This is a genomic window from Haloplanus ruber, assembly GCF_024494725.1.
Lineage (GTDB): Archaea > Halobacteriota > Halobacteria > Halobacteriales > Haloferacaceae > Haloplanus > Haloplanus ruber.
Window position 1 is genome coordinate 1112686 of the sequence record NZ_JANHDK010000001.1, and the last position, 15630, is coordinate 1128315.

Here is a 15630-nt window from a genome sequence, read left to right on the forward strand (position 1 = left end):
AAGTAGGGTGACGGGACCACCCCGTTCCATGTTCGACGTTTCGGTCGACGCGTGGTACACCTGGCTCGGAGTGTCGCTCGCGAGCGTCGCGCTGTTCGGCGTCGGCGCGTCGTTGCCGACGGCCCCACCGCCGGCCGCGGCCGACGCCGCCGACACGGTCGACCGGGCGGCTGGGTCGGCCGGCCCCGTCACGGCGGAACATCCGCTCGGGGCGCGGGCGGTTCGGGTCGCGCCGCGCCGACTCGGCCTCCGGAACGACGCCGGCACCACCCACGCGACGTTCGCGTTCGGGCCGGTGACGCCAGCCGTCCGAAGCGGGCCACTTGGCGACGTCCTCCGAGGAGCCCCGCCGTCGTCACGCTTCGAGTCACCAGCGGCGCTCTGTGACGCCGCGGAGAGCGCACGCAATCGGCCTCCACAGTGGCGGCCGGCCGACGGGTCGTTACTCGTCAGACGCGTCATCTGGGAGGGGTGTGATGTCACGCTCGTCGGGTAGGGGGCAGGTCGAACCGACCGCCGCCCTCGTGGTCCTGCTGGCGGTGTCGAGCGCCGTCTCGGCCTACGCCGTCGCGCTCAACGGTGTGGGTGCCGAACACCAGGCTGACCGAGCGCTGGCCGGCCCGACTCTCGACCGTGTCACTAGTGTTCTCGTGACCGGAGGGGTCGCCGCCCCGACACGAACGGAACGCGCCCACCGCACCGGTCCCGACGGCTATCGGCTGAACGTGACCGTCGCCGCGGCCGGCCGGCGGTGGTACGCGGGTGCGACCCCGCCACGGGGAGCGACGACGGACGCGGCGGGTCGTGCCATGAGCGTCCGTCTGGCTCCGGGGCGGGTCCGACCCGGTCGCGTCCGCGTGGAGGTGTGGTCGTGACGAGCACCATCCTCGACGGCGTGTTCTGCCTGCTGTTGGTCAGCGCCGCGGTGGTGACGGTGACGACGGCGACGCCGCGAGAGCCAGTCGGTGAGGGGCGTGCACCGGACGTGGCCTCAACGGTGGCGACGACGACGGCGGCGGTGAACTACACGCTCGCGCCACGGTTCGACCGGACTCCCGTCGAGGGACCAGAGAGCGACGCCTTCGCCCGGACGGCCCACGGGACGCTAGCCGAACTCCTGGCGCGGGCGACAGTGGGGGAGTTGACGGTGGGCGGCCAGCCGCTGTCCCGCGACCACGCGGGGCTCTCTCGAGCCGTCGTCCGCGCCGTCGAGGGGGCGGTCCGGACCAATCACACGCGGATCACCGCAGTCTGGCGGCCGTACCCGAACGCGTCGGTGACCGGGCGGATCACCGTCGGGGGTCGCCCTCCGCCGGACGTGCCGGTCCACACGGCGACGCTCACGGTTTCGAGCGGCTTCCCCACGACACGAATCGACGCACGGCGGGCCGGGGCGACGAACGGCATCGCGGGTGTCGCCGACGCCGTTGCGGCCGGTATCGTCGAGGGGCTGTTCCCGCCGACCCGGACCCGTTTGGCGGCCGGGGAGCGGGCGTCGTCGCTCGTCCGGCACCGGTATCGGCTCGCAGAGCGTCGGTTCGGCGTCGACGGACACACGACTCTGTCCGACGGCGACGTCGACGCCGCGAACGACCGACTTGCCGCCGCGCTCTCGGATCGGGTGGCCCGGGACCTCCGCGGCGCGAACGTGTCCGCGTCGACGGCCGCCGAGCGCGTCGGCGTCGGGCGTGTACGAATCGTCGTGAGGACGTGGCCGTGACCCGACTGGCCGAGGATCGGCGGGCGCGGATCCCGTTTGCCCTGCTTGGCGTCCTGCTGCTGGTCGGTGCATCGACGTACGCCGCGACGATCAGCACGCAGGGTCCGAGTCGCGTCGACCGCGGGGCTGCGGCGGCGATGGAGCGTGTATCGGCCGGATCGACGGCAGCCCTGCGCTCGGCGGTCGGGGAGGCGGCGCGAGCGGCCGCGGCCGAGCCGGTCACCGAGCCAGCCGCGACGCCGTTCGGACGCGTACTGAGCGACCGAGACCCGTTCCGCGACGCACTCCGGCTTCGGATCTATCTTCGCCTCCGCGAGCGATTGGAGACGACCCGCTATCGCCGGGGATCGGTGACGGCTGTCGCGTCGGTTCCCGAAGCAACGACACCGACGGGGGTTCGGCGGGCGCTGGATCGGGTGCGGGTAACCGGCGTTGAGAACGGAACGGCCCTCCGGGTGACGGTGCGGAACCTGACGGTGATGGTTCGTGACGGGGAGCGCGTCGTCGCCCAGGAGAACCGGTCTCGAACCGTCACCGTCTCGACGCCCGTGCTCGCGCTCCACGACCGCGCGTCGGCGTTCGAGACGCGGCTAAACCGCCGTCCACTGGCGGGTCCGGGGCTGGGGCGACGGCTGACTGCCCGACTCTACCCGGTCGCCTGGGCACGGGGATACGCGCAGTATAGCGGGTTGCCCGTCGCCAACGTCGTCGGGACCAGACACGTCGAGACGGCGACGAACGGGGCGCTGCTCGAAACCCAGCGAGCGGTGTTCGGGCGGAGCGACCCGGCCGGCCGCCAGGCGATGCGTCGAGCGACACTGGAGCTCGGCGTGGACGACCTGACGGCGGCGTCGTCGGTAGACGGGGAGTGGGCGAAAGGCGTCGTTCCGCGTCCAAACCGACGCGTGAACGCGTCGACGCCGCTCCCGCCGCGCCGTGGGATGTCGCCGGACCGCCGGTTCGACGTCGAGGTGGCCCCACTGGCTGACCGCGCACTGACGGGGTTGCGGACGGAGTCGATCCGGTCGAACCGGTCACTCGCCGACGCGCTCCGCGCCGCCTATCGCGTCGAGGCGGCGCTACGGACGACCCGGAAGCGACTCGACTCCGAGCCGCGACCGGACCCCGAGCCGCCAGGCCCGGAGTGGTTCCTGACGGAGACGCGTGTCGCGACCGATCATGAGGTGGAATCGAGCGTCGGGACAGCCCCTCAGGCGAGGGACGGCGAACGGCGGTTCGGCTCGTTCGCTCGGCACGTGACCCTCAACCGTCGAATCAAGTGGGTCTGGCGGCGCGATAACGATACGCGAGTCACGACCGGCGAGTGGACCGAACGCTATCGGGTCGGCGTGACCGTCGTGGGGTCGTACGCGCCGAACGGCTCGGCCCCTGCCCGCCCGACGGCGCCGCGGTTCGAGCGGGGCGGACCGCTCGACGGTCCGAACCTCGCCGACGTGCCCCGGAAGGCGCGAGAGCGGCTACTCGACCGACAGGGCGGGCGGAACGCCGTGGCGGCGGCCGTCGCCAATGAGAGTCTCGACACGACCGAAGCAACAGTGTACGGTGATCGGCCGTCCGATCTTCGGTCGTGGGCGTACGCCGATCTGAGGGGGGTCGCGGCGCGACTCGGCAACCGATCTGTCGAGGTTCGGGCGGGGGCAGTCGCGACCTACGGAGTCAACCCGCCGGGAAGCCTGTCGACCACCCTCCGCAAACGGCAGGCGACGCTCGTCGACCCGCCCGAACGGTACCAGGGCGTGGCGGATCGGGCGCGCGTCAACGCACGGGTCGCGTTGCTCAACGCGACGATAGCTCGGCTAGATCGCCGCGCGAAGGCACACGAACGGACGAAAGAGGCGTTTGGCGACGTCCTCGGTCGAGTTGGCGTCGAATCTCCCCAGACACTCGGGCAGATCTTCGAGGCGCGCAACACGCCGATCACGGCTCCGCAGGGTCGGCTCGCGGGTCGGCCGCCCGGCGGCCCCGTCGGCGTCGTCCCCGACGGCTCGCCAGCCTACCTCACCGTCGAGTCGGTGAGTCACGACCGGGCGCATGCCGTGGCGCCGTCGCGCTCGTATCGCCCGCTGGCGACGAAGAACGTCAACCTGTTCGTGGCGCCGTACGGGGACGCGGCGGACGTGGTGTCGGCGCCGGCGACCGACGGTGTCTCGCGGGTTCGGCTACGGACCGCCGCACGGGTGCTCGTGGCGGCCGAACCGGTTGCGAACGACTCGGTTCGCGAGCAACGGCGCGCCCTCTCGCGGGCCGTCGCGTCGTCGGTCGGTCGGGTGCGGGCGCGGACACGCCGTGCCGTCCAGAACGAGACGCGACTCACGCGACCGGAGGCTGCGGCGGCAGTCGCGGCCGGCTTCGACCGGTGGGAGGGGCCCGGACGGCGGGCGCTCGCCGCGACCAACGGCTCGCTCGCCGCGGCGATAGCCGTCGCCGCGGGTCGCCGGGATGAGGCCCCACGGTCGGATCGCGTCGGTCGACTGGAGCGGCGACTCGACGCCGCCATCGCCGAGAGTCTACGTCACGACGCGACGACTGTCGCGGAGACGGTGGTGGCGCGGACACTGACGCGGGTGCGGGACCGGGCACTGGCACGGGCGAGCGAGGCGGCGACGGACCGACTCGCCCGTGGCCGTCTGAACGAGACGCTCGGTGTGGTGCCAGCCGGGTTTCCGGTCGCCCCCGTCCCGGGGTACTGGTACGCGACGGTCAACGTCTGGGCGGTGCAGGTCCGGGGCGCCTACGCGCGGTTCACGCTCCGAACCCAACGCGGCGCGCCGACACCCGGGGGTGCGATCCGGTATGTGCGCGACGGCTCGACGGTTCGGGTGGACGTCGACGGCGACGGACGAGCCGAGCGTCTCGGCCGCGACGAACGGATCGACTTCCGGACGCGGACGGTCGTCGCCGTCGCGGTTCCACCCGGTCGGAGCGGCGTGGGCGACGTCAACGGCAACGCCGACGAGCGAGGGGGGAGTTGGCCGGAGCCTGGATGTACGTCTTGGGCAGTCGAGGACTGTCCCGCCGCGGAGTGAAGCCTTTTGATGGCGGGGCACCCATCGAACGTATGCTCCACGAAGCGGTCGACGAACCGGAGACGCTGTCCCCCCAACAACTTCGCGACGCCTACGACGCCGAACTCCGTGCCGTGATCGATGCACAAGGAATCGAACGGGTCGCCACGGCGGCGGACCTCCCGGCCGAAACGGTCGCTGCGCTCGCTGGCGGGGAGTCCCCGTCGGTGACGCTGTCGGAAGCCGCGGCGGTTCTCGCGGCCGACTCCGAGGGCCGAGACGCGAACGCCATCGTACAGGAGGTCCGTGACTACCTGCTGATGGGAATGACGACTGGCGTCCTCGATGTCGACACCATCGCCTCGAACGTCGACCTTGACCTCTCTGGGCAGGAGATCCAACAGGCCATCGAGGGGCGGATTCGGCTGACACTCGACGAACTCGCATCGATCCACCGCTACGTGGCGGAGCGGTCGTCCCCCTAATCACCGTGCAGGTCGCCATTTTAGGGTGTGGATACGTCGGTCTCCGCCTCGGGCGCCAGTTGACTGACGAGGGTCACGACGTCGTCGGCGTCCGCCGGTCGGACGCCGGCCTCGACGCCATCGCGGACGCGGGGTTCGAAGCCGTCCGCGCGGATCTGACGGACGCCGCGTCGCTCACCGCGGTCCCCGACGCCGACTGGCTGGTGTACGCCGCGAGCGCGGGTGGCCGGGGAAGCGATGCGGCACGCGCGGCGTACGTCGAGGGGCTACGAACCGTCGTCGAGACGTTCGGCGAGCGGGCGTCACCGCCGGATCGACTGGTGTACACGTCGAGCACCGGCGTGTACGGCGATCACGACGGCGACTGGGTCGACGAGTCGACGACGCCCGACCCTGCGACGGAGCGACAGCGCGTCCTGCGTGAGGCCGAACGGGTCGCCCTGTCGGAGACGGCCGACCGGGGAATCGACGGGACGGTCGTCAGGTTCGGTGGGCTCTACGGCCCGAACCGCTACCGGATGGACCGGTACCTCGACGGCCCAGTGACGGATGGCTACCTCAACTCGATCCACGGCGACGACGCGGCGGGTGCCGTGGCCCACCTTCTGACCGCGGACGCCGCCCGCGACGAGGTGGTACTCGGCGTCGACGACGAACCGGTCTCGAAGTGGGCGTTCGCGGACTGGCTGGCCGAGCAGTGTGGCGTCTCGCCGCCGAAGAAGTGGACGGTAGCGGAACGCGCGGCGGCGGAAGGCGGGGTGAGTCGCCGTGCCCGCGCCAACAAGCGGTGTGCCAACGACCGGCTCCGCGAACTCGGGTACGACTTCCGCTATCCGACCGTTCGCGAGGGCTATCGGCCGGCGATCCGGGCGTTTCGAGAGGGCTGAACGGACGCAAATTGCGTCGGGTTCGGAGCGACATAATAGGAGAATACTCTTACCGCTCGGTACTGTCGGGGAGGGTATGTCGGTCGCACCCGCGGAGGTCGTCGAGCGGGCGGTGACGGTCGCGCGGTCGCACCCGGAACTGGTGGCCACGCTACTCGTCGTCACTGTCGTGCTGGTCGGCGGGGGGTTCCTCCTCCACCGGCTCACCCGCCCGTCCGGGGTTCGGTTCGCATCGCTGCTGGCCGACCGCGAGGAGGTGGTGGTACTCACGCATCCGAACCCCGACCCGGACGCGATGGCCGCGGCGATGGGTGTCGTCTCACTCGCCGAACAGGTCGATACGGCGGCGACCATCCGGTTTCCAGGGCAGATCCGCCACCAAGAGAACCGCACGTTTCGAAACGTCCTGGACGTAACTCTCAAACGGATCGAACGGGCGGCGGATCTCGACACGAGCGCGGTGATTCTCGTCGATCACAGCCACCCGCGGGGGTTCATCGGGTCGGAGGAGGTTCGCCCGCTGGCAGTCGTGGATCACCACCCGAGCGACGGGCGCGGCGAGGCGTTCACCGACGTACGGAGCGAGTACGGCGCCTGTGCGAGCGTGATCGCGGAATACTTCCAGGATCTCAACGCGACGCCGGTCGCACCGGACGACCGCGAGAGTGAGATAGACGCGTCGTACGTGGTGCCCTCGGAGGTGGCGACCGGCCTCTTTTTCGGCGTGCTCACCGACACGAACCGACTCACGAGCGGGACCGTCTCGGCCGACCTCGACGCGAGCGCCTATCTCTCGCCTGGCGTCGACGAGAGCCTACTCGACCGCATCGCGAACCCGCAGGTGAGTGCGGAGGTGTTGGAGGTCAAGGCGACCGCTATCGAGGAACGCGAGGTGAGCGGCGCCTTCGCGATCAGCGACGTCGGAACCGTCTCGAACGTGGATGCGATCCCGCAAGCGGTCGACGAACTCATCCGCCTCGAAGGGATCACGGCCGCCATCGTCTGTGGCATCCGTAACGGCACGCTCTATCTCTCCGGGCGATCCCGTGACGACCGGGTTCACATGGGACGGGCGATCAAGGCCGCACTCGACGACGTCCCGGACGCGAGCGGTGGGGGCCACGCCCGTATGGGAGGAGGACAGGTGCCCATCGACGACGGCGACTTCGTCTGGCCGGCACGGCGGGCGACGCTCACCGACCGCCTGCGTCGGGCGCTCGAAGGCGACGTGTGATGGCCCACCCCTTTTATTCCGATCACGCGTAGCGAGCACATGGCGACTTCGCGCGGCACCTGGGGGTATCGGGACCGCTTCGGTGACGGCTTCGGCCGGACCTACTTCCGGCGGTTCGGTCCCGGCGTCGTCTCCAGCGTCGGCCTCGGCACGTATCTGGGCGAGGCGAGCGAGGCCGTCGACGACGGATACGAGCGGGCACTGGTTGCCGGCCTCGAAGGTGGGTGTAACGTCGTCGACACCGCCTCCAACTACCGGTGTGGACGGAGCGAACGTGTCGTCGGGCGGGCGCTAGAGCGGGCCGAGGTCGACCGGTCGGCCGTCGTCGTCGCCACCAAGGGCGGATTTCTCCCCTTCGACGGCGACCAGCCCGACGACCCCGCCGCCGCCCTCAGAGAGCGGTTCGTCGACGACGGCCCGGTCGACCCCGCGGACCTCGTAGCCGGTCAGCACTGCATCGCCCCCGATTTCATCGATGCGATGGTCGACCGCTCACTCGACCGACTCGGCGTCGAGACGGTCGACTGTTACTACGTCCACAACCCCGAGACACAGCTTCGGACGCGCTCGCGCGCGGCGGTGTACGACCAGCTCGAAGCGACGTTCGAGCGGCTGGAACGCCGGGTCGACGCCGGCGAGGTCGGGGGCTACGGAGTGGCAACCTGGGAAGCGTTCCGGCGACCGCCGGACCACGACGACCACCTGTCGCTCCCGACGGTGATCGAACGCGCCCGCCGGGCCGCCGAGACGGTCGGCCGGGACGAGTGTGGGTTCGCGGCGATCCAACTTCCCTTCAACGTCGTCATGGCCGACGCGTTCACCACGCAGGCCCACGATTTCAAGGGGGAGCGACGGTCGGCCCTAGCGGTGGCTCACGCGCTCGATGTGGACGTCTTCACCAGCGCCAGCCTCGCACAGGGCGACCTGATAGACGGGCTTCCGGCGGGCGTCGACGCCGAACTCGGCGGCGATACGCCCGCCCAGCGGGCGCTCAACTTCGCCCGGAGTGCACCGGCAGTCACCTGTGCGCTCGTGGGGACGAGCGACCCGGATCACGTCGCCGAGAACGTCGCCGCGGGAACCTTCGACCCGCTCGGCGCGCGGGCGTTCGACGCCGTCTTCGAGTGACCGGGGTAGCGAAGCGTCGAAATCCCTGGAATCGGCGACTACCGCAAGTCCTTCCACTCTCGCCCGCACTCGGGACAGGAGCGAACCGCGAACACCTCGTCCGGATCGTCCTGCTTTTTGAGCACCTTCTCACACTCCGCGCAGGTGAGTCGCTCGTAGGTGTCCTTGACGAGTTCGCCGTCACGGAGCCCTTTGCGGGTCGATTTCATGTGCCACTCTTGTGCGCCCCGGTTTAAAAAACGATCCGGCCACCGCGCCGCTGTCTCGGCACCCGCGGGCTTTTGTCCGCCCCGTCCCGAAACGGGGGTGATGGAGTACGTCCAGGAACGCGTGACGACGCTCCACGACCTCACCGATCCGACGCCGGCGGCGCCGACCGACCGGGCGACGGTGGTCGTCCCGATGACCGAACGCGAGTACGCCGGGCTGGCGCCGGATCGTGTCCTTTCGGAGTTGGAGCAGGTCGATCCGGCCCAGGTCGTCGTGCCGCTTCGAGCGCCGAGCGACCGCGTCGCGCCCTTTGCCGACTGGCTGTCCGACTACGACCTTCCGCTGTCGGTCCTCTGGTGTAACGGACCGCAACTGGAGGGGCTACTCGACGACCACGGCCTCGACGGCGAAGCCGGCAAAGGGCGAGACGTGTGGCTTGGACTGGGACAGGCGCTCGACGGGGAGTACGTCGTCGTTCACGACGCCGACACGAAGAGCTACTCTCGGGCCGACGTAGCACGCCTGCTCTACCCGCTCGCGGAGGGCAACGACTTCTCGAAGGGCTACTACGCCCGGGTCGAGAACGGACGCCTCTACGGTCGGCTGTTCCGGCTCTTTTTCGTCCCGCTGGTGCGGGCGCTCCAAGATGCGACGGGCTATGATTCGCCGGTGTTGCGGTATCTGGAGTCGTTTCGGTACGCGCTGGCGGGCGAGTTCGCGGCGACGACGGAGCTGGCGGCACGCCTGCGGACCCAGCGGTCGTGGGGGCTGGAGGTCGGCACCCTCGGCGACGCCTTCGACCACGCCGGCTTCTCCGGGAGCGCACAGGTCGACCTCGGGACGTACGAACACGACCACCGGGCGGTGAGCGGGCCAACCGGACTCTCGGATATGAGTCGTCACGTGGCGGCGGCGCTCTTTCGGGCCGTCGCCGACCACGGGGTCGATCCCAACTACGACACCCTCCCCGACCGCTACCGCGAGGCCGCCCGCTCGCTCGTTCGGAGCTACGAACTCGACGCGGGGTTCAACGGACTCGGATACGACCGAGGGAACGAACTCGAACAGGTAGAGACCTACGCGGCGGCCATCGAGCCACTGGGACCGGACCGCCGACTCCCGGCGTGGGCCGACGCGCCGGTGTCGCCGGCGGAGGTGTCCGCGGCCGCCGAAGCCGACCTGGAGTCGGCCCGATGATCCCGACCGACACCGGCGACGAACTCGCCGGCGTCGCGGACCTCTTCGGCGCGGTGACCCGCGAAGAACTCGAGTCCGCACTGGGCGAACTCGCCTTCAAGCGCGGCGAGGCGGTCGACACCGACGCGGCGAGCGAGGCGGTCGACGCGGCCGTCGAGAACTACTACCTCGTCACCCTCGAACCCGACGGAGACGCGCCGACGCTGCTCGCACCGGGACCCGCGGCCTTCCCCGCGCTCCCCGAGAGTGCGGAGGATCTACCGCATATTCTCGATGTCCCCGACCGGGACCCGGATCGAGAGGCGCTCGTCGCGGCCGCGGAACAGCGGTTTCGCGCCGACGCTGCCCGCGCGGTCGACGACGACGACGCCGAGCGGATCGAGCGACTGCTCGACGTGAGCTACGACCTGGAGACGTGGGGCGGGGGGGACGTCGGTGACGTCCGCACCCGCCTCGACGACGCGACGGCAAACCACAACTGAAACCACCCCTCCGTGTGTAGGTGGTGACGAGCCACGAGTTCGGCGCCCGAACCGACACCCACCACACCATGCGCATGGACCTGTCAGCTGTCGTCGATCACACCCCACAGAGTATCGACGACGCCGGACGCGAGGCGGCGGTCGTCGCGCCCGTCGTCGACCGGAGCGACGGCGACGCGCTCCTGTTCACCAAGCGAGCCGACCACCTCGGTGAACACGCAGGACAGATGAGTTTCCCCGGCGGCGGTCGCGAACCGAGTGATGCCGACCTGGAGGCGACCGCTCGCCGCGAGGCCAACGAGGAGATCGGCCTCCGATCCGACGAGATCGAGGTCGTCGGCCGCCTCGACGATATCCCGACGGTCAGCGAGTACGCCGTCCGCCCGTTCGTCTCGCGGGTCCCGGATCGAACCTACGTCCCCGACGAACGCGAGGTCGCTGAAATCGCGGTCCTACCGGTCGCGGCGCTCACCGACCTCGACAACTACGAATCCGAACGCCGGGATCACCCCCACTACGGGGAGATCCGTCTGCACTTCTTCCGCGTCGACGGCTACACCGTCTGGGGCGCGACCGGTCGGATGCTCGTCCAGTTGCTGGAACTCGCGACCGACTGGGAGATGCCGCCCGAGGTCGACCGGGTCGTTGGTTCCGACGCCGACTTTCCGGTCTGATCGCCGGGAGTTACTCGGCGTCGGCGTCCGTTTCGTCGTCTCCCTCGTCCGCCTCCGCCTCCGTGTGGACCGCCACGTCCGTCCCGTGTGCCCGCTTTGGCACCTCGACGCTGAGCGTCCCGTTGTCGGTCAGCGTCGCCGAGGCCCCGTCGGCGTCGACGTGGGCGTCCGGCGGCAGGCGCGCGCGGCCATCGAGGGAGAGCCCTCGTCCCGGGAACCGCATCTCGAAGCCCTCGTGGAAGTCACGGAAGCGGTCGAGGCGAACCTGCACCTCGCCTTCGACGTAGCGCACCTGCACGTCGCTCCGGGTGACTCCCGGCGCGTCGAAGACGACGAGGTACGCGTCCTCGGATTCGAGCACGTCGTAGGAGAGTGGCCGGCGCTCCTGGACCTTCCCGACGCCACGCCCGACGCGTTCGAGAACGGCGTTGGCCGCCGACTTTCCAAACTCCTTGAACCCGGTCATAGTTCGATCTCGTCGAGGCAGTCGGTCCCTCCACAGAGCGGACAGGAGAGGTCGGCGACGGTGTGGTCGTCGGCGATGTCGTAGGTGTAGTGGTTCTCGAACATATCGAGTTCACAGTCGTCGCTGGTACACTTGATCTCCTTCGTGGCGGGCATACGCGGAGGTAGTGCCGCGACCGTCATAAGTGGCGTGGAGGCGGTGAGGGCGCCGCCGTAACCGAGCGACGCGCACGAACACGGTTTTACGCGTCGGCCGCCAACCGGCGTCTATGACCGACCCCGCGGCACTCACCGTCACCATCGTCGACGGCTACGTCGACGAACCCGCACACTTCGGGGTCCCGCCGTACGTCTCGACGTACCCCCGCTTCACCGCGGGGGCGCTGGTCGATGCCGGCGTCCCCACCGAGAGAATCACGTACCACACCATCGACGAACTCCGCGATGACCGGGGAAAGTGGGCGGACGTGGCCGACGCCGACCTCATGATCTATCTCGGTGGCATGACCGTTCCCGGGAAGTACGTCGGCGGGACGCCCGCCGAACCTGACGAGGTGCGGGAACTCGCCTGGACCGCCGATGGGATCACGCTGATGGGCGGTCCCGTCCGCTTCGGCGTCGGCGAGGAGAACGCTGGCGCACAGGAGATGGAGCGCAAGGACCTCGACTACGACTTCGTCGCCAAGGGCGACGTCGAGGCGGCGGCCCACGACCTCGTTGCCAGCGGCTTGGAGGGGTTTGGCGACCGCATGCGCGACAACGAGGATCTGGACCGCTGGGCCGCGAAGGGCGCCTTCGTCGTCGAGGATCACCCCAATCATCCTGACTATCTGATCGCCGAACTCGAAACCTCTCGTGGATGCGCGTACCGCTGTTCGTTCTGTACGGAGCCACTGTACGGCGATCCGGGCTTCCGGTCGGCCGAGTCGGTCGTCCGCGAGGTGGCGTCCCTGTACGAACGTGGTGTCCGTCACTTCCGTCTGGGTCGACAGGCCGATATCCTCGCGTTCGGCGGCGACGGCGAGGCGCCGAACCCCGACGCACTCGAACGCCTCTACGCCGGGATTCGGGAGGTCGCGCCCGACCTGGAGACGCTCCACCTCGACAACATGAACCCCGTCACCATCGTCGAGTATCCCGAGCGCTCCCGAGAGGCCATCCGGATCATCGCCGAACACAACACGGCGGGAGACACCGCGGCGTTCGGCCTGGAGTCCGCCGACCCCGTCGTCCGCGAGGAGAACAATCTCCTCGTCTCGGCCGACGAGTGTCTGGAGGCGGTTCGGGTTGTCAACGAGGAGGCGGGGTGGCGCCCGGGCGACGACCCCGGTGACGCTCCCACCGTCGGCGACGCGGCGGCCGACCGCCTGCCCAAACTCCTTCCGGGAATCAACCTCGTCCACGGTCTCCAGGGCGAGCGCCGGGAAACCTTCGAGCACAACAAGCAGTTCCTCCAGCGCGTCTACGACGAGGGGCTGATGCTTCGCCGGATCAACATCCGGCAGGTGATGGCCTTCGCGGGGACGGAGATGAGCGACACCGGCGCGGAGGTTGCCCGCGACCACAAGGAACTGTTCACGGAGTACAAACGCGAGGTGCGCGAGGAAATCGACCGCCCGATGCTTCGACGGGTCGTCCCGGCGGGAACAGTCCTGCCCGATGTCCACTTGGAGTACCACCAAGACGGCAAGACCTTCGGCCGGCAACTCGGTACCTACCCCCTACTCGTGGCCATCCCCGGCGAGCGGGAACTGGGGACGACCCTCGACGTGGCCGTGGTGGACCACGGCTACCGGTCGGTGACGGGCGTCTCCCACCCACTCGATCCGAACGCGGCGTCGATGGACGAACTGGAACTGTTGCCCGGCGTTGGGCAGTCGACCGCGGGCGACATCGTCGTCAACCGACCCTACGGGTCGGTCGCGGATCTCGACCACGAACTCGGGGTCGACCTCTCGGCGTTCGCGTCGGTCGTGGAGTCGGCCGACTAGGCGACGTATTCCCCGAAGTCGACGGCGTACCACCGTGTCTCGTAGCGGGCGTAGTCGACCTGGTCCGGCGTCTCGGCGTCGGGCGTGGACGCGACGCCGTCGCCGTCGCCGGTCACCCGCGTCGGCGGCCGGCCGAACGACCCCTGGAGGTCGGCGTAGGGTTGGGAGTAGGGCGCACACTCGTCGTACCCGTCCTCGATGGCCGTCTCGACGATGTCGCGCTGTTCGGGCGAGAGGTCGTCGAGTTCGATCCCACGCTGGTCGAGGACGACCGACGCGAATCCCGCGGGGTCGTCCGCGAGGTCACGCACCGCGATCCGGTGAGTTTCGACGGTGACCGACTCCCGACCCTCCAAGCGAAACCGGAAGGCGCGGCCGCCGATCCGGAGGCTGTCGTACGCGGACTCGGGGACGAGTTCGGACGCCGCCACCGCCTCGTCGTCCGGGTAGGTGAGGGTGGCACCGATGCTGATGGCGTGGGCGCGGTCGAACCGCTCGATTTCGCGGGTGCTCGGGAAGCCGAGCCCGGCGTAGAGCGCCGCGCGGTCGGCCGCGGGTAGGTCGTCGAAGGCGGCAGGTCGGCCGGTCCCGTCGGCGGTCGCGCCGTCGGTGTCGAGAGAGAACCGGTAACCGGTGCGCTCTGTCGTCGCGACGGTCGACATCTCGACGGCGACGTACGCCCCGTCGGCGACGACGTACTCGGCGCTACCACGGGAGAAAGGGGTGCTGGCGGCGGTGATCGTCGCGGTGTCACCGCGTCGTGCAGCGCTGAGGGCGCGCCGTTCGGGCGGGGAAAAGGTGGCGAGCGGCTCACTCGCTCGCTCCGCAATCTCGGCGTCGGTCACGGGTCGCAACCGGAGGCTGGCGCCGCGGGTACAGTCGGTGCCGAACCCGAGCGGGAGGCCGGAACAGCCGGCCGTCGCGAGCGCCAGTCCGGTAGAGAGGAGGGCACGTCGGTACATACCGGATCTCGAACGCACGGCAACAAGGCCCTTGTGTCGGCCTAGATGTCCTCGTCGATGATCTCGCCGACCGCGAAGTTGGACTTGACCTCGGTGATCTCGATTTTGACGCGTTCGCCGATTTCGGCGCCGGGGACGATGATGACGTAGCCGCGCTCGACGCGCGCGATACCGTCGCCCTGTTTGCCGATATCTTCGATCTCGACGTATCGAATCTCGCCGGCCTCGACTGGCGGCTGAGGCTCCGAGGACGGTGTCTCGGTCGCCGTCTCGTCGTCGTCGGCTGCCTCCGTTCGCTCCCGGGAGATGAGTGCGACACGGTAGGTTTCGTCGGGATCGATGGACCCCGTTTCGATCTCGCGTTGCGGTACTTCGATCACGTACGTGTCGTCTTCCGCCCGTACGCGTTCGCTGAACAGACACAGCAGTTTATCTGAGATCTCCACAATCTAAACCTCCATACCCACCTGTGGCGGAATCGTTAAAGGTGTATCGCCCTCATCGGGGGTGTCCGTCGGGCGTTTTCGGCCCTTCGGAGTCGTGGACGACCACCTCGCCGGTGTCGGTCTCGACCGGACGGTAGGCCTCGCGGACGCCGATGGCCTCCTCCAGTTCGCGGACCGCCCGCGTCTTGAGGGCCGCAGCCAGATCCTCGGCGTCCGCTCGGGAGATGTCGCGACCCAGGCCCTCACACTCGTGGGCGCGGACCACTCCCGCCTCGTCGACGGCCTCGCCCATCGGCTGGCTCGTCCCGCCGAGCGCGACGCTGAAGGGGTAGGTCTCACAGATCAGCGGGCGGTCCTCGTGGACGGTACACCGACCCTCGCCCTCGCGTTCCTCGTAGAACGTACAGTCCCCGCAGGCGTCGGTCTCCAACGCCCACTCGAAGGTCTCGCCCTCGGGGCCGTCCGGACCCGCCGAGAGCCCGTACGGCATCGGCCGCGCCACGTCCCGCCAGTCGTCGCCGGTCGTCACCTGCAAGGTCCGCACCTCGTCGGGGAACACCGTCGCAGTGTGTGGATCGTCGGCCTCGCTCTTACAGCACTCGCCACACCGGGTACACTCGAAGCCGATGGACTCGATGGCGTCGGCGAGGTCGCTCACGTCGAGGCTTCGTGCCCGTTCGAGTTCGGTTTCGAGCGAGTCCATACCCCCGCTGAGGGACGGAC

Annotated in this window: 18 protein-coding genes; 12 read left to right on the forward strand and 6 right to left on the reverse strand. The window is 69.6% G+C overall.

Annotated features, from left to right (window positions below):
• The first annotated feature begins 28 nt into the window (after positions 1-28).
• From NO878_RS05965 to NO878_RS06000, 8 genes are all read left to right on the forward strand, one after another.
• Entirely contained in the window at positions 29-496 is a 468-nt protein-coding gene (locus NO878_RS05965) for a DUF7283 family protein (protein ID WP_256405047.1), read from the forward strand.
• Positions 477-875 (forward strand): DUF7285 family protein, encoded by a 399-nt coding sequence (locus tag NO878_RS05970; RefSeq protein WP_256405048.1) that lies wholly within the window; start codon positions 477-479, stop codon positions 873-875. The genes NO878_RS05965 and NO878_RS05970 overlap by 20 nt, the downstream gene beginning before the upstream one ends.
• Positions 872-1720 (forward strand): DUF7284 family protein, encoded by an 849-nt coding sequence (locus tag NO878_RS05975; RefSeq protein ID WP_256405049.1) that lies wholly within the window; start codon positions 872-874, stop codon positions 1718-1720. The genes NO878_RS05970 and NO878_RS05975 overlap by 4 nt, the downstream gene beginning before the upstream one ends.
• Positions 1717-4767 (forward strand): DUF7286 family protein, encoded by a 3051-nt coding sequence (locus NO878_RS05980; protein ID WP_256405050.1) that lies wholly within the window; start codon positions 1717-1719, stop codon positions 4765-4767. Before NO878_RS05975 ends, NO878_RS05980 begins: the two co-directional genes overlap by 4 nt.
• 32 nt (positions 4768-4799) lie before the next feature.
• Complete coding sequence (locus NO878_RS05985; RefSeq protein ID WP_256405051.1) at positions 4800-5231, forward strand: DUF5791 family protein; 432 nt, start codon at positions 4800-4802, stop codon at positions 5229-5231.
• A gap of 5 nt (positions 5232-5236) precedes the next feature.
• Positions 5237-6118 (forward strand): SDR family oxidoreductase, encoded by an 882-nt coding sequence (locus NO878_RS05990; protein ID WP_256405052.1) that lies wholly within the window; start codon positions 5237-5239, stop codon positions 6116-6118.
• A 76-nt stretch (positions 6119-6194) separates the two neighbouring features.
• The gene (locus NO878_RS05995; protein WP_256405053.1) at positions 6195-7352 is read left to right on the forward strand and encodes a DHH family phosphoesterase; all 1158 of its coding nucleotides are present in this window, start codon (positions 6195-6197) and stop codon (positions 7350-7352) included.
• Positions 7353-7391: 39 nt separating this feature from the next.
• Entirely contained in the window at positions 7392-8480 is a 1089-nt protein-coding gene (locus NO878_RS06000) for an aldo/keto reductase (protein ID WP_256405054.1), read from the forward strand.
• 38 nt (positions 8481-8518) lie between these two features.
• On the opposite strand, the gene NO878_RS06005 is transcribed toward NO878_RS06000, so the two are convergent.
• Positions 8519-8689 carry an HVO_0758 family zinc finger protein gene (locus NO878_RS06005; RefSeq protein ID WP_256405055.1) on the reverse strand — a complete coding sequence of 57 codons (171 nt, stop codon included), beginning with the start codon at positions 8687-8689 and terminating at the stop codon, positions 8519-8521.
• A 100-nt stretch (positions 8690-8789) separates the two neighbouring features.
• Between NO878_RS06005 and NO878_RS06010 the strand changes: the two genes are divergently transcribed.
• From NO878_RS06010 to NO878_RS06020, 3 genes are all read left to right on the forward strand, one after another.
• A complete protein-coding gene (locus NO878_RS06010) occupies positions 8790-9887 on the forward strand; it encodes a glycosyltransferase family protein (protein ID WP_256405056.1) in 1098 nt (365 codons plus the stop codon).
• Positions 9887-10369 (forward strand): DUF7109 family protein, encoded by a 483-nt coding sequence (locus tag NO878_RS06015; protein WP_256405469.1) that lies wholly within the window; start codon positions 9887-9889, stop codon positions 10367-10369. Before NO878_RS06010 ends, NO878_RS06015 begins: the two co-directional genes overlap by 1 nt.
• Positions 10370-10443: 74 nt before the next feature.
• The gene (locus tag NO878_RS06020; protein WP_256405470.1) at positions 10444-11043 is read left to right on the forward strand and encodes an NUDIX hydrolase; all 600 of its coding nucleotides are present in this window, start codon (positions 10444-10446) and stop codon (positions 11041-11043) included.
• Positions 11044-11053: 10 nt separating this feature from the next.
• Here the strand turns inward: NO878_RS06020 and NO878_RS06025 are convergent, their stop codons facing one another.
• Positions 11054-11509, reverse strand: coding sequence for an Hsp20/alpha crystallin family protein (locus NO878_RS06025; RefSeq protein ID WP_256405057.1), 456 nt, complete (start codon positions 11507-11509; stop codon positions 11054-11056).
• Entirely contained in the window at positions 11506-11664 is a 159-nt protein-coding gene (locus tag NO878_RS06030; protein ID WP_256405058.1) for a DUF7559 family protein, read from the reverse strand. The genes NO878_RS06025 and NO878_RS06030 overlap by 4 nt, the downstream gene beginning before the upstream one ends.
• 113 nt (positions 11665-11777) lie before the next feature.
• Here NO878_RS06030 and NO878_RS06035 point away from each other — a divergent pair, with 113 nt between their 5' ends.
• Positions 11778-13499: a radical SAM protein gene (locus tag NO878_RS06035; protein ID WP_256405059.1), complete on the forward strand. Its 1722-nt coding sequence runs from the start codon at positions 11778-11780 to the stop codon at positions 13497-13499.
• Here the strand turns inward: NO878_RS06035 and NO878_RS06040 are convergent.
• The 3 genes from NO878_RS06040 to NO878_RS06050 are packed head-to-tail and all read right to left on the reverse strand — an operon-like array spanning position 13496 to position 15610.
• A complete protein-coding gene (locus NO878_RS06040) occupies positions 13496-14461 on the reverse strand; it encodes a hypothetical protein (protein ID WP_256405060.1) in 966 nt (321 codons plus the stop codon). The two genes, NO878_RS06035 and NO878_RS06040, sit on opposite strands and share 4 nt — an antisense overlap.
• A gap of 41 nt (positions 14462-14502) precedes the next feature.
• Complete coding sequence (locus NO878_RS06045; RefSeq protein WP_256405061.1) at positions 14503-14907, reverse strand: TRAM domain-containing protein; 405 nt, start codon at positions 14905-14907, stop codon at positions 14503-14505.
• Between the two features lie 52 nt (positions 14908-14959).
• Entirely contained in the window at positions 14960-15610 is a 651-nt protein-coding gene (locus NO878_RS06050; RefSeq protein WP_256405062.1) for a YkgJ family cysteine cluster protein, read from the reverse strand.
• Positions 15611-15630: the final 20 nt, after the last annotated feature.